This window comes from Micromonospora sp. NPDC005298 (assembly GCF_040607375.1).
Taxonomy (GTDB): domain Bacteria; phylum Actinomycetota; class Actinomycetes; order Mycobacteriales; family Micromonosporaceae; genus Micromonospora.
On record NZ_JBEXGP010000014.1, the window covers coordinates 77,353 to 90,434 of the forward strand.

The 13,082-nt window shown below is 71.9% G+C and carries 10 protein-coding genes; 5 read left to right on the forward strand and 5 right to left on the reverse strand.

Annotated elements, in window-relative coordinates; genetic code table 11:
* Positions 1-241 precede the first annotated feature (241 nt).
* On the forward strand, positions 242-2,218 hold the full coding sequence (locus ABZS77_RS19775; RefSeq protein ID WP_354824557.1) for an FG-GAP-like repeat-containing protein: 1,977 nt from the start codon (positions 242-244) through the stop codon (positions 2,216-2,218).
* A gap of 128 nt (positions 2,219-2,346) precedes the next feature.
* Here the strand turns inward: ABZS77_RS19775 and ABZS77_RS19780 are convergent, their stop codons facing one another.
* Complete coding sequence (locus ABZS77_RS19780; protein WP_354824560.1) at positions 2,347-2,820, reverse strand: hypothetical protein; 474 nt, start codon at positions 2,818-2,820, stop codon at positions 2,347-2,349.
* 149 nt (positions 2,821-2,969) lie between these two features.
* Here ABZS77_RS19780 and ABZS77_RS19785 point away from each other — a divergent pair, with 149 nt between their 5' ends.
* Positions 2,970-4,253, forward strand: coding sequence for an MFS transporter (locus ABZS77_RS19785; RefSeq protein ID WP_354824564.1), 1,284 nt, complete (start codon positions 2,970-2,972; stop codon positions 4,251-4,253).
* Positions 4,254-4,801: 548 nt separating this feature from the next.
* Here ABZS77_RS19785 and ABZS77_RS19790 read toward each other — a convergent pair.
* Positions 4,802-6,529: a bifunctional metallophosphatase/5'-nucleotidase gene (locus ABZS77_RS19790; RefSeq protein ID WP_354824567.1), complete on the reverse strand. Its 1,728-nt coding sequence runs from the start codon at positions 6,527-6,529 to the stop codon at positions 4,802-4,804.
* Between the two features lie 245 nt (positions 6,530-6,774).
* On the reverse strand, positions 6,775-7,431 hold the full coding sequence (locus tag ABZS77_RS19795; RefSeq protein ID WP_354824570.1) for a histone deacetylase: 657 nt from the start codon (positions 7,429-7,431) through the stop codon (positions 6,775-6,777).
* 222 nt (positions 7,432-7,653) lie between these two features.
* Here ABZS77_RS19795 and ABZS77_RS19800 point away from each other — a divergent pair, with 222 nt between their 5' ends.
* A complete protein-coding gene (locus ABZS77_RS19800) occupies positions 7,654-9,075 on the forward strand; it encodes a sensor domain-containing diguanylate cyclase (RefSeq protein ID WP_354824573.1) in 1,422 nt (473 codons plus the stop codon).
* On the opposite strand, the gene ABZS77_RS19805 is transcribed toward ABZS77_RS19800, so the two are convergent.
* Together ABZS77_RS19805 and ABZS77_RS19810 are read right to left on the reverse strand one after the other, a co-directional pair.
* Positions 9,072-10,139: an aspartate-semialdehyde dehydrogenase gene (locus tag ABZS77_RS19805; protein WP_354824576.1), complete on the reverse strand. Its 1,068-nt coding sequence runs from the start codon at positions 10,137-10,139 to the stop codon at positions 9,072-9,074. The two genes, ABZS77_RS19800 and ABZS77_RS19805, sit on opposite strands and share 4 nt — an antisense overlap.
* A gap of 5 nt (positions 10,140-10,144) precedes the next feature.
* The gene (locus ABZS77_RS19810; RefSeq protein ID WP_354824578.1) at positions 10,145-11,410 is read right to left on the reverse strand and encodes an aspartate kinase; all 1,266 of its coding nucleotides are present in this window, start codon (positions 11,408-11,410) and stop codon (positions 10,145-10,147) included.
* Positions 11,411-11,667: 257 nt separating this feature from the next.
* On the opposite strand from ABZS77_RS19810, the gene ABZS77_RS19815 reads away from it, so the two are divergent.
* Positions 11,668-12,465 (forward strand): hypothetical protein, encoded by a 798-nt coding sequence (locus tag ABZS77_RS19815; RefSeq protein ID WP_354824580.1) that lies wholly within the window; start codon positions 11,668-11,670, stop codon positions 12,463-12,465.
* An 84-nt stretch (positions 12,466-12,549) separates the two neighbouring features.
* On the forward strand, positions 12,550-13,080 hold the full coding sequence (locus tag ABZS77_RS19820; RefSeq protein ID WP_354824582.1) for a nitroreductase family protein: 531 nt from the start codon (positions 12,550-12,552) through the stop codon (positions 13,078-13,080).
* Positions 13,081-13,082: the final 2 nt, after the last annotated feature.

The window sequence follows — 13,082 nt, forward strand, 5'->3', positions numbered from 1 at the left end:
ACCCGCAGGTCACGGCTCACCCTCGTGGGCTCCGCAGGCGGTGCGCGTCAATGCCCACCGGGCCACGCTCCTCGATCGATCCGCCGTCCCGTCCCCGCGTGACGTTCCCGCACACACCGGCGCTGTACCAACGGCTATCTATGACAAGCCCACGGGGGAACTGGAGATGCGCATGTCATCGCCACTGCGAAGGCTGAATCGCGGCGTGCTGGTCTTACTTACTGCTCTGCTCATGATGCTGGTGCCAGGCACACCAGCGTTCGCGGCAGCCCTGCCACCACCGGCTTCGGTCGACGCGAAACTGGTGTCCGAGAGCCAGGTCGAGGTGAGCTGGCAGGCGGTTGAGGGCGCCAGCAGCTATGAGGTACGGCGCGCGACCGTGTCGGGTGGCCCGTACACGATGCTGGGAATTGTCACCGGGCGGTCGTACGTCGACGAGACCGTCACGGCCCAAAGCACGTACTACTACGTGGTGCGGTCCCGATCCGGCAAGCGCGTGTCAGGCGACTCGTCCGAGGTGTCGGTGCAGACCTCGGCTGCGAAGCCCGTCAACGTACGGGCCACCGCGGCGGAGACGAGCATGACCCTACGGTGGAAGGCCGTGGCCGGCACCGCGCGCTACGAGATCGTCCGCCTGAGTAACGCGGAGCCGGTGGAGACTGTGGTCGGCACCACGACGTCGACCGAGTACGTGGACACCGGCCTCACTGTCGCCACCCGCTACGTCTACTGGATCCGTGCGGTCGCCGCGGGCGGCGCCTCGGCCACGTCCGACGCCGTTCGGGTCTACACCGGACCCGCCACCACAACGACGATCACGGTGTCCCCTGGCTCGGTGGAGCAGGGGCAGCGGATCCTGCTCATCGCGAACGTGCGGTACGCCGACGGCCGAGTTCCCAGCGGTGAGGTGGCATTCATGTCCGCGGCCGGCGCGGTCGCGTTCGCCACTGTCAACGGCACCGTCGGTACGGCAATCGCCATGGTCAACGGCACCGGCTGGACCCCGACCTCGGTGTACGGACAGTTCCAGGGCTCCGACTGGCAACCGGCCGGGGCGAGCGTGTCCGGCGACGCCGTGCCCGTGGTCACCCAGCCCTACGGGTCCGTGGCCTTCAACGGGCCCTCGTCGCTGAAGCTCGGCTCCTGGGAGGAAGCGGTAGCTGCCGGCGACCTGACCGGCGACGGCCTCTCCGACGTGGTGATCACGACGACCGAGTACTCCGACGACGCCAACGACCATTCCGCCTTCCTGTTCGTGCAGGAGGCGGGCAACCAGCTCGTGATGAAGCAGCAGGTGGCGATGTCCACCTCCACCGGCGGCAGTATGTACCCGGTGATCGGCGACCTGGACGGTGACGGCGCAAACGAACTGGTCGTCGCCACGGGCGACGGGGTCGACGTGTTCCGCCGTACCGGATCGGGGCTCTCGACGGCCGAGCACCTCTCGTTCGCCGACGACCTCATCGACCTCAGGCTCCATGATCTCGATGGTGACGGCCGGACGGACATCGTCGCGGTGAGCGACAACGGCGTCCTGGTGCGCTACGGCGACGAGAACGGCGGCTTCGCGCCCGCGACCCTCGTCTCTCCGCACCGCGGTTTCGTGCTGGACGTGGTCGACATGACCAGGGACGGCCGGGCGGACCTGGTGGTGCAGCTCGGGCAGTTGATCCAGATCAGTGCCCAGGTGGAGCCCCGGTCGTTCGCCGACCCGGTGGGGTATCAGGCACCCGCCGGCCACCAGCAGACCGTCGCTTCCATGGCCGTCGGCGACGTGACGGGCGACGGCAGGAAGGACGTCGTCGTCACCGTGTCCGGCAACGCGCCGAACGCCCAGGTGCAGGTGCTCACCCATGACAGCGCCGGCGTGCTCGGACGGTGGATCCGCTACCCGGTCTACGAGACGCCGGACGCTGTCGCCATCGCGGACGTCAACAACGACGGTCGGGACGACGTCGCCATCACGCACGGCGGGTGGAGTGCGGCGAGCGTGCTGTTGCAGCGGCCGGACGGCTGGCTGGGCAACGAGTTCCGGGTCTCCCAGTTGCCGCCGGCCAGCTCCTTCACCCCGCGAGGGCTCGCGGTGGCCGACATCAACAACGACGGCCTGAAGGACCTGCTCATGGCCAACTACAACTACGGGCTGGTGGTGGTGCCGCAACGCCCCGCCGCGATGTCAGCGGCGGCGTCACCGAAGGTCCAGGTGAGTCGGGTCTGAGCGGCGTTGGCGGCGGGCCGCACCCAGGGCCCGCCGCCAACCCGGTAGCTGAAGCCTCGCCCGCGGCTGCACCATGAGGGCTGAGCCAGGCGGCGACCGGTCGGGTGGCAGAGGCTCCCGTGCGCCTGTCAATCCTGCCGTTCGGTGCGTTCGATCTCGGCGAAAGCGGCGGCCAGGTAGTCGGCCAGCGGAACACTTGTCACCGCCAAGAGGTCGGCCACCAGTAGTGGGGCGTGCCGGGCCAGCGCCGCCACGTCCGGAGGCGACTCGTCGCCCTCGGGGTCGTACACCCCGAGCGCGCCTGCCAGCAGAACGAGCACCACGTGCGGGTCCACGTCCGAACGCCACCGCGTCGCGCCCTGCACGCAGCGGGTCAACACCTGGCGGATGTCGTCGCCGGTCAACCCGTCCGGGTGGCTCTCCTCCAGCAACAACCGGACGACCGCGCCGAGCACCAGGCCGGACCGTTCGTCAGCGGTGAGCCCACCGACCGCCTCGTCGTACGCCTGACCGTCGCGTGCCTGGGCGGCGGCGACGGCTGTCGTGGCGGTCACCGCGATGGCGCGGGCGGTAGCGGGCAGATGTCGCCAGGTGCCGGTCATCGGGCCAGCATCGCAGACCCGGCGGACAACACCTGACCGCCGCACGCCGAGTGGATCATCATGGGATCGATCCACCCGGCGACCGGCAGCCAGCGGACGGCGTGCAAAAGGGTTCGCGGGATGTCTCACCCCACGATCAGAATGCCGTCATGCTGCGTCGTGCCCTACCCCGCCGTTCCGAAGCTCGCCGGCTCCTCGTCGGCACCCTGCTGTCGGCGATCGGGCGCGGTCTCACCCTGCCGTTCCTGTTCATCTACCTCACCGACGTACGCGGTCTCACCGACGCACGGGCCGGCCTGGCGATCGGTTGGTACGGCGCGGTCACGCTGGTCCTGTCGCCGCTGGGCGGGACGCTGATCGACCGCTTCGGGGCGCGGCGGGTGGTGCTGCCGTGTCTGCTGATCGAGGCGGTGGGCACCGGCTCGCTGGCCCTCGTCGACTCCAGTGCCTCCGCGTTCGCGGTGATGACGGTGATCGCCGTGGGCAGCTCGGCGATCTGGTCCGGGCAGAACACCATCCTCGCCTCGCTCACCGACGACGGTGAGCGGCAACGCGTCTTCGGGCTGAACTTCGCGCTGCTCAACCTCGGTATCGGGATCGGCGGCATGACGTCCGGCGCGATCGTCGACACCGCCAGGCCGGTCACCTTCCAGGCGGTCTACCTGCTGGACGCGGTGAGCTACCTGATGCCGGCGCTGATCCTGCTCACCCTGCCCGCTGTCGGGCACCGGCTCGGCGCCGGACGGGCCGCTGGCCAGCCGTCGCCGGGCGGCTACCTGACAGTGCTGCGGGACCGCCCGTTCCGCCGACTGGTGATCTTCGGCCTGATCCTCACCACCTGCGGGTACGCCCAGATCGAGGTGGGCTTCGCCGCGTACGCCGTGCGGGTCGTCGAGGTGAGCCCCCGCGTGGTGGCCTGGGCGCTCGCGGCGAACACCGTGACAATCGTGCTCGCCCAACTCCTGGTTCTCCGCCGGATCGAGGGCCGCAGCCGCACCGCCGCACTGGCCCTGGTCGGTACGGTGTTCGCCGCCGCCTGGCTGGTCCTCGGAGCCGGCGGCCTGATCAGCACCGAGAGCGCTGTGCTCGCCGCCCTGTGTGTGGTGGCCTGCTCGGCGATCTTCGGCTTCGGCGAGACGATGCTGTCGCCGATGATGCCGGCGCTCACCAACGCGCTGGCCACCGACGAGCTGCGCGGACGGTACAACGCGATGAGTTCGATGATCTTCGGGATCAGCGGCGTGATCGGCCCGGTCACCGCCGGCCCCCTCCTCGCCGCCGCCAACGGCCGGGTCTGGGTGGCGACAGTGGTCGGCGGCTGCCTGGTCGCCTCGCTGGTCGCGCTCTCTCTGCGCCGGCTGCTCACCCCCGCTCAGGACGGCCGGGTGACGCCAAGCCCCACCTCCCCCGAGCGGACCCCCGCCCCCGCGTGACCGACGCCCGCGTGACCGACGCCCGCGTCGGACGCGCCGTCATCGGAACGCGCCGTCATCGGAACGCGCCGTCATCGGAACGCGGCCTCGGCGGAACGCGCCCCCATCGGGACGCGGCCGCGTCGGGACGGCCAAGATCGTGCTCGATCCTGGATTTAGTGGCCTCCTCGCGGCTGGATACCACTACTTCCATGTTCAAGCACGATCATGGCGGGCGATTCCCCCGGGCGCGATGACCCGGGGCAGTCCCCCGTGCACGACCACCCCGTGCGCGACCACGACCGGGGCGACACCCCGCGCACGACCACGACGGGCGCGACCACCCCTGCACGACCACCCCGAGGGCGACCACAACGGGCCTGACCACCCCGCGCACGACCACCACGGGCGCGACCACGACGGGCACGACCACCCCAGGCGCGACCACCACGGGCACGACCACGACGAGGGCGACCACGAACGGGCGCGACCACGACGGGCGGTGGTCGACGGAACGGGTCGGGCCCCGGAGCACCAGCTCCGGGGCCCGATCGTCGCGGGGTCGTCCGTCAGGTGGCGGGGACCTCGGCGGTGGTGCGGATCCGGTCCAGCGCCGGGGCGGAGACCGGCGACTGGGCGGTCAGGTAGTCGACGAAGGCGTCCAGGTCGATCTGGCCGGTGACCTGGTTAGTGCCGCCGGTGAGGGCGCTGAAGCCGTCGCCGCCGCCGGCCAGGAAGTTGTTCACCGTGATCCGGTAGGTGGCGGCGGTGTCGACGGCGGTGCCGCCGATGGTGAGGCTGCCCCGGACGACGCGGGTGCCGGCGCACGGGTCGGCGGCGGTGGCGCTGGTGCCGTTCAGGTCGACCACGTAGCGCAGGGTGGAGGAGGGGTACAGCGTCCGGCCGGTGACGAACTGCTGCTCGAGGACGCAGTAGAGCTGCGCACCGGTCAGGTCCAGGGTCACCAGGTTGTTGGCGAACGGCTGCACGGTGAACGCCTCCCCGTAGGTGACGGGGCCGGCGTCCAAGGCGGCGCGGACGCCACCCGGGTTCATGAGGGCGGCGACCGCGCCCTGCTCGTCGTCGGTGGCGGCGAGCTGCGCGTCGGCGATCACGTTGCCGATCGGCGATTCTCCGCACGAGTTGGGTACCTGCGGCGAGCAGGTGCCGAGCAGGTTCTCCTGCGTCGTCACGAGGGCGGTGCTGGTGACGCCGACCTGGCGGTCGGCGACCGGGCCGAGCACCGTCTTGTACCGGTCGATCAGCGCGGTCTGCTTCGGGTCCTTGGTGACGTCCCGGGAGACCACCACATTGTTGGCGGACGCGGAGAGCACGTCACCGCTCCGACGGTCGATCTTGAGATCGATGTCGGTGACGAGGCGACCGAACGAGCTGGCGCTGGTGACCAGCTTGCCGTTGATGTCGCAGTTGTACGCCTGGTGGGTGTGCCCGCTGACCACCACGTCGATCGACGGGTCCATCCGGTTGGCGATGTCCACGATGGGGCCGGTCATGCCGACGCAGTCGTTGATCCCACCAGTCGCCGCCTGCGTGCCGCCCTCGTGCAGCAGCACCACGATCGTCTCCACGCCCTTGCGGCGCAGCTCGCGGGCGTACCGGTTGGCGGTGTCCGCCTCGTCGGCGAAGCTGAGGCCGGCGACGCCCTGCTGGCTGACGATCTGCGGGGTGCCCTCCAGGGTCATCCCGATGAAGCCGACCTTGACGCCCTGTACCTTGTGGATCGCGTAGGGGGCCATCAGCGGCTTGCCGGTCGCGGTCTTGAAGGCGTTGGCGGAGAGGTACTTGAAGTCGGCGCCCCGGTACGGGGTGCCGTCGGCGCAGCCGTCGACCGGGTGGCAGCCGCCGTTCTGGATGCGCAGCAGCTCGGCGGCGCCCTCGTCGAACTCGTGGTTGCCGACACTGGCGTAGTCCAGCCCGGCCATGCTCAGCGCCTCGATGGTCGGCTCGTCGTGGAACGCGGCGGAGAGCAGCGGGGACGCGCCGATCAGGTCACCGGCGGCGACGGTGATGGTGTTCTTCTTCTTGGCGGCGGCACGCAGCTCGGCCAGGTGCGTCGCCAGGTATTCGACGCCACCCGCGGCCTGTCCGGCGATGGTGCCGCTGGAGCCGGTCGGCGGTTCGAGGTTGCCGTGGAAGTCGTTGAGCGCCAGCAGGGTGACGTCGACCGGCTTCGGCCGCGCGTCGGCCTGCTCGGGGGTGGTGGCGACCGCGCCGAGCACGGCCACCGCGAGTGCGGTCAGGCCGACAGCGGCCCGACGCATCCCGGAACTGGACATGGAACTCCTTGTGAGAATCGGCGCGTGCGGTGGCCGGCCGGTGGGTCGACCGGGCCGCCGACCGACGCCGTCGAAAGGGTCGATCCCGGTTGGCGACGTTGGGGCCGTCGCCGTCCCGGCCAGCCTCTCATCCGGACGCCGTGCCGTCGACCCGGGCAGTCCATCAGAGCTGCGGATACGTTCGATGTCCCGAAGGTGACCGACGGTTGACGCGATGGGTCCAGTAGGGACCGGTCATCGCCGTGTCAGCCGGCGTCGAGTGCCTCGACGACCAGGGCGGTGACGGCGTCGGGCGACCAGCCGTCCGCGATTCCGGGTCGGCGGGCCAGGTAGTCGACGATTCGTCCGGCCGACCAGCCGTGCGACTCGCGCAGCCCACGGGCGATCATGCCGAGGTAGATCGGCGCTGGTGGGCGGCACCGCACGGCGGACGCCGGCACGGGAGCCGTGAAGGTGAGCATCGGGACTCCGTCGCGGCTGCCCGGGCAGACCAGCGTCTCGTAGCGGCCGGGGCCGAGCGTGGCCCGCCCGTCGGCGACGGCCGCGTCGATCGCCGCGCCGGTCGCCGGGACGAGGTCGGCCGTGTCGCCCGTCGGGCGGTACATCTCCTGGACGGCGATGTCGGTGAACTGCTCGACGGTGACCAGGTAGGCGCGGGCTGCGGCCACTCCCGGGAGCTGCGGGTCGTAGAACGCCATCCCGCCGGTCCAGGCGAGGGACTCGCCGGCGAAGTAGATCCCGCCGGGCAGCGACACCGGCAGTGTCCGGCTGGGCGGTCGGGGGTCCCGGCAGCCGGGGTACGTCCGCCGTCCGCCGGGCGGGCATCCGCCGCCGATGTACCAGGCGAGCCGGGCGGCGTGCATGTTCGAGCCGTACGCGACGTACCAGACGGCGTCGATCATGAGCGGATGCGCTCGGAAACCACAGGGCCGGCGACGAGCATCGGCCACCTCCTGGGGTGCCGGGACCTCCACGCTATCGCCGTGGGCCGCGTCGCGCGGAGTCCTGAACCCACAGGCGTCGTCCACAGCCTGTGGATAGCACATGTGTACGAAGGTCGGTCCGGCGCGGCGTGAGTACGCTTGATCGCGTCGGCCCCATCCCCTACCTGGAACGACGTGCGAGTGGATCATCAGCAAGTCATCCGCGACGTCACCGTCAGCCTGCCGATGGCGTCGACCACGCCGGAAGCCTGTCGGTGGACTGTCACCGCGCTGTCCCGCCACACCTCGGCGACGATCTCCGTGCTGCTGGAGGTCCACGACCGGCTGCGCTGCATCGCGGCGACCGGCGCCTGGCAGGTGTTCGCCACCGTGCCGGCCCGGACCGGCATCGTCGGCCGGGTGCACGCCAGCGGCGCCACGGCGGTCGTTCCCGACGTCACCGTCGACCCGGACTACCTTCCGGTACGCCCCGACGTGACCGCCGAGCTGTGCGTACCGGTCGTCGACCCGAGCGGCCGGACCATCGGCGTGCTCGACCTCCAGTGGACCGACCCGGTCGACCTGGCCCCGTGGCGGGAGGTCGCGCAGGGGCTGGCCGCCCGGCTCGGCGCGCGGATCACCGCACTCGGCGGCCCGCCGGCGGAGAGCCGCAGCGAGAAGCTGCTCCGGCACGCCGCCGCGCTCTCGTCCGCGCCCACCGAGGGTGACGTGCTGGGCGTGGCCACCTGCGCCGCCCGGGAGGTCTCCACCCTCTCCACGGCGGTGCTGTTGATCGCCGACGCGGGCGGCGTCCGGGTCGGGCCGGCGCCGTTGACCCCGCACGGGTTGGAGACCCGGATCCGGGCGGAGTTGACCGGGGCGGAGCCGGCTGCGCTCGCCCGGATGATCGAGCGGGCGCACCGGTACGGCGCCGGCTACACGCTCGGCGAGGCGGGGCACCCGCCGACGGCGGACTACCAGCCGTTGACGCGGGCCGGTGTCCGCACGCTTGTCGCCGTCCCGGTGGGGCCACCCGACGCCGGTGGGGTGCTGCTGGTCGCCGACGAACGGTCCCTGCGCCCGGACCCGACCACCGTCAACCTCATGGAGTTGCTGGCCGGGCAGGCCTGGACGACCCTGGACCGGCTGCGCACCCTCGCCCGCCTCCGGGAGCAGGCCAGCTCCGATCCGTTGACCGGGCTGCGCCACACCGGCCCGTTCGGGCAGCGGATCGCGGCGGCCACCCCGGGCCGTACGGCTCTGCTGGCGATCGACGTGGACGGCTTCAAGACGGTGAACGACACGTACGGCCACCAGGCCGGTGACCAGGTGCTGGTCGGGCTCGCCCGCGCCCTGGAGGGGGCGCTGCGGCACGGCGACGAGCTGTACCGGATCGGCGGTGACGAGTTCGTCGCGGTGATCGAGGTGAGCCGCCCGGAGGAGGCGGTCCGGATCGCCGAGCGGCTGACCGAGGCGGCCCGACGCACGGGTCGCACGATCAGCGTGGGCGTGGCGCTTCCGCATCCCGGCGAGTCCCCCGACCACACCCTGCGCAGAGCCGACCAAGCCCTCTACGCGGTGAAACGCCAGGGCCGCGACGGCGTGCACCTGTCGGCCGCCTAGGGCTGCGAGGTCTTCAGCTCCTTGGCCAGCAGCTCGGCGATCTGGGCGGTGTTGAGGGCGGCGCCCTTGCGCAGGTTGTCGCCGGTGACGAAGAAGTCCAGGGCGCGGGGGTCGTCCAGGGCGCGGCGGATCCGGCCGACCCAGGACGGGTCGGTGCCCACCGCGTCGATCGGCATCGGGAACTCGCCCGCGGCGGGGTCGTCGACGACGATCACGCCGGGGGCGTTGCGCAGTGCCTCGCGGGCGCCCTCGGCGTCGACCTCGGTGGCGAAGTTCGCGTGCACGGCCACCGAGTGGCCGGTCACCACGGGCACCCGTACGCAGGTGGCGCTGACCTTGAGGTCGGGCAGGCCGAGGATCTTGCGCGACTCGTTGCGGATCTTCATTTCCTCGGACGACCAGCCGCCGTCGGCCGTCGAGCCGGCCCAGGGCACCACGTTCAGCGCGAGGGGCGCCGGGAACGGGCCCAGGTCGTCGCCGACCGCCTGCCGCACGTCGCCGGTACGCGAGCCGAGCGCGCGATCCCCGGCGACCTTGGTGAGTTGGTCGTGCAGGATGTCCACGCCAGCCTGACCGGCACCGGAGACCGCCTGGTACGAGGCGAGCACCAGTTCCCGCAGGCCGTACTCGCGGTGCAGCGGCGCGACCGCGACGATCATCGCGAGGGTGGTGCAGTTGGCGTTCGCGATGATGCCCCGGGGCCGGTTGCGGACCTGCTCGGGGTTGATCTCCGGAACGACCAGTGGGACATCCCGGTCCATTCGGAAGGCCGCGGAGTTGTCCACCGCGACCGCACCGCGGGCGACCGCGATCGGGGCCCACTCGGCGGAGACCTCGTCGGGCACGTCGAACATGGCGACGTCGACGCCGTCGAACGCCTCCGGGGTCAGCGCCTGGACGACGAGCTCCTCGCCCCGGCAGCGCACCCGCCTCCCGACCGAACGCTCGGACGCGAGGAGCCGGATCTCCCCCCAGACGTTGCGACGCCCGGTGAGCAGCTCACACATCACGGTGCCGACGGCACCTGTCGCTCCGACCACGGCGAGGGTGGGCAGCGCCGTCATCGGCGCTACCTACCCGTCCCCGCGTAGACCACGGCTTCGGTGTCGCCGCCCAGCTCGAACGCGTCGTGGATGGCGCGTACGGCGGCGTCGAGGTCGGTGTCCCGGCAGACCACGGAGACCCGGATCTCGGAGGTGGAGATCATCTCGATGTTGACGCCGGCCGCGCCGAGGGCGGCGAAGAAGCCGGCGGCCACACCGGGGTGCGAGCGCATGCCGGCGCCGATCAGCGAGACCTTGCCGACGTGGTCGTCGTACAGCAGGCCCTTGAACTTGACCGGCTCCTGGATCTTGCTCAGCGCGGCCATCGCGGTCGGGCCGTCGGCCTTGGGCAGGGTGAACGAGATGTCCGTGCGGCCGGTGCCCTCGGTGGAGACGTTCTGCACGATCATGTCGATGTTGATCTCGGCGCCGGCGACGGTGTCGAAGATCCGCGCGGCGGCACCCGGCTCGTCGGGCACCCCGACGATCGTGATCTTGGCCTCGCTGCGGTCGTGCGCGACCCCGGTGATCAGTGCCTGCTCCACGGAAAGGTCCTCCATCGATCCGGTGACCATCGTGCCGGTGTTGGTCGAGTATGACGAACGGACGTGGATCGGCAACCCCGCCCGCCGGGCGTACTCCACGCTACGCAGGTGCAGCACCTTCGCGCCGCACGCCGCCAGCTCCAGCATCTCCTCGTAGGTGATGTGCCGGATGTGCCGGGCGTTGGGGACGATCCGCGGGTCGGCGGTGAAGACGCCGTCCACGTCGGTGTAGATCTCACACACGTCGGCGTGCAACGCGGCAGCGAGCGCCACGGCCGTGGTGTCCGAACCACCGCGTCCCAGCGTGGTGACGTCCTTGGTGTCCTGCGAGACGCCCTGGAAGCCCGCCACGATGACCACCGAGCCCTCGTCGAGCGCGCCCTTGAGCCGCCCCGGGGTGACGTCGATGATCCGCGCGCGGCCGTGCACCGACGTGGTGATCACGCCGGCCTGCGAGCCGGTGAACGAGCGGGCCTCGTACCCCAGGTTGTGGATGGCCATGGCCAGCAGCGCCATCGAGATCCGCTCCCCGGCGGTGAGCAGCATGTCCAGTTCGCGGCCCGGCGGCAGCGGGCTGACCTGGTTGGCCAGGTCGAGCAGCTCGTCGGTGGTGTCCCCCATCGCGGAGACCACCACCACCACGTCGTCGCCGGCCTTGCGGGCGGCGACGATGCGCTCGGCCACCCGCTTGATCCGCTCGGCGTTGGCGACGGAGGACCCGCCGTACTTCTGCACCACGAGTGCCACGACGGTGCACTCCCTCCCAGCGACCCTGAGCGTGCCGACGCCGCCGGAACCGGGGCCGGCGGCGCGTGTCAGACCCCATGAGGGTATCCGGCGGGTAACGGCGGCGGGTCAGGTGATCCCACCATCCGGCCCGTTCGGGACGTCCCGGCCCTGCTGGCCAGGGCGGCGGTACGCCGGAGCGGCCCGACCCGACACGCCGGGGCGCACCCGGCGTGTGCCGGTCCCCACCGGCGGCTCACACCCACCAGAATGGGCCGGTGCCCGTCCTTCTCCGCTCGGCCGGCCGCGTGCTCGGGCCGCTCGCGTTCGCCCTGCCAGCCTGCCTGGTCGCCTGCACCGGTGAGCAGCCCGCGCCCCCGCCGCCCACGGACAGCCCGCCGGCCCAGGTGGACGCCGCCGGCGCCCGGGACGAGTTGGCCGCGTTGGCGGCGGCGGCCCAGGACCGCCGCCTGGTGGCCCAGTACGTGTACAGCCGGTCCGGCCAGACGGACCGCACCATCGTGTTCACCAGCGCGAACGACGGCAGTTGGCGGGTCGACGTGCCGGGTGGCGCGTCGGGCGGCACCGTGGACGTCTCGTGGGCCGCCACCGGCGACGGGTTGTTCCAGTGCGCCCTGCCGTCGCCGGCTCGGCCGGAGTCGGCGAGCTGCGTCCGGGTCGGCGACCGCGACGAGCCTCTCCCGCGCCGGCTGGACCCCCGGGTCCAGCATCCGTTGACCGACTGGCTGGACGTGCTCACCGACCGGCGCGCCCCGCTCGCGGTCGCCCCGGCGAGCGCGCCGAAGGGTCTGACCGGCACCTGCTACTCGGTGGACTCCACGTCGGCGTCGCTCAACGCCCCGCTGGACGTCGGCATCTACTGCTACGACCGGGACGGCACACCGACGGGCGTACGAACCGGCACCGGGACCCTGCGGCTGGCCGCGCCGCCCGGTCCTCCGCCGGCCACCGTGCAGTTGGCCGGTCCGGTGACGGAGGGCGAGCCGCTGGGCACCGCGGCCCCGCCGACGCCGACCCCTGACCCGTCGGACAGCCCGAGCGCGGGAACGTCCTGATCTTCATCCCGTTACGGGTGCTCTTGACCACATTTGGTCGGCCCGAACTGAGTGGCGAATCGCCCATACAGGACGATCTGTCACATGGCTGACCTCACTCCGCTGCTCGCGTACCGCTGGAGCCCACGGGCCTTCGACCCGGGCGCCGACCTCACCCCGGACGAGGCGGCCTCGCTGCTGGAGGCCGCCCGCTGGGCGCCGTCGGCGGAGAACGGGCAGCCCTGGCGCTTCGCCCTCGGTCACCGCGACGACGAGACCTGGAAGCGGATCCTGATCAACCTCCCGGACGACGACCAGGGCTGGGCCCGGAACGCGGCGACCCTCGTGGTCGGGGCGCACACCGGACGCGACGCCGAGCGGGCCGCGTACGACCTGGGTCAGTCGATCGCCCACCTGACCGTGCAGGCCACCGCGCTCGGCCTGCACGTGCACCAACTCACCAGCTTCGACCGGGCCGGCCTCGCCGCCGAACTCGACCTGCCCGAGGGCGTCCGCCCGCTGGTTGTCGCCGCCGTCGGCCGCCTCGGCGACCCGTTCGGCCTCCCGGCCGAGCTGCTCGCCCTGGAGACCGGTCTGCGCCACCGCCACCCGGTCACCGACCTGCTGCTCGTCTGACC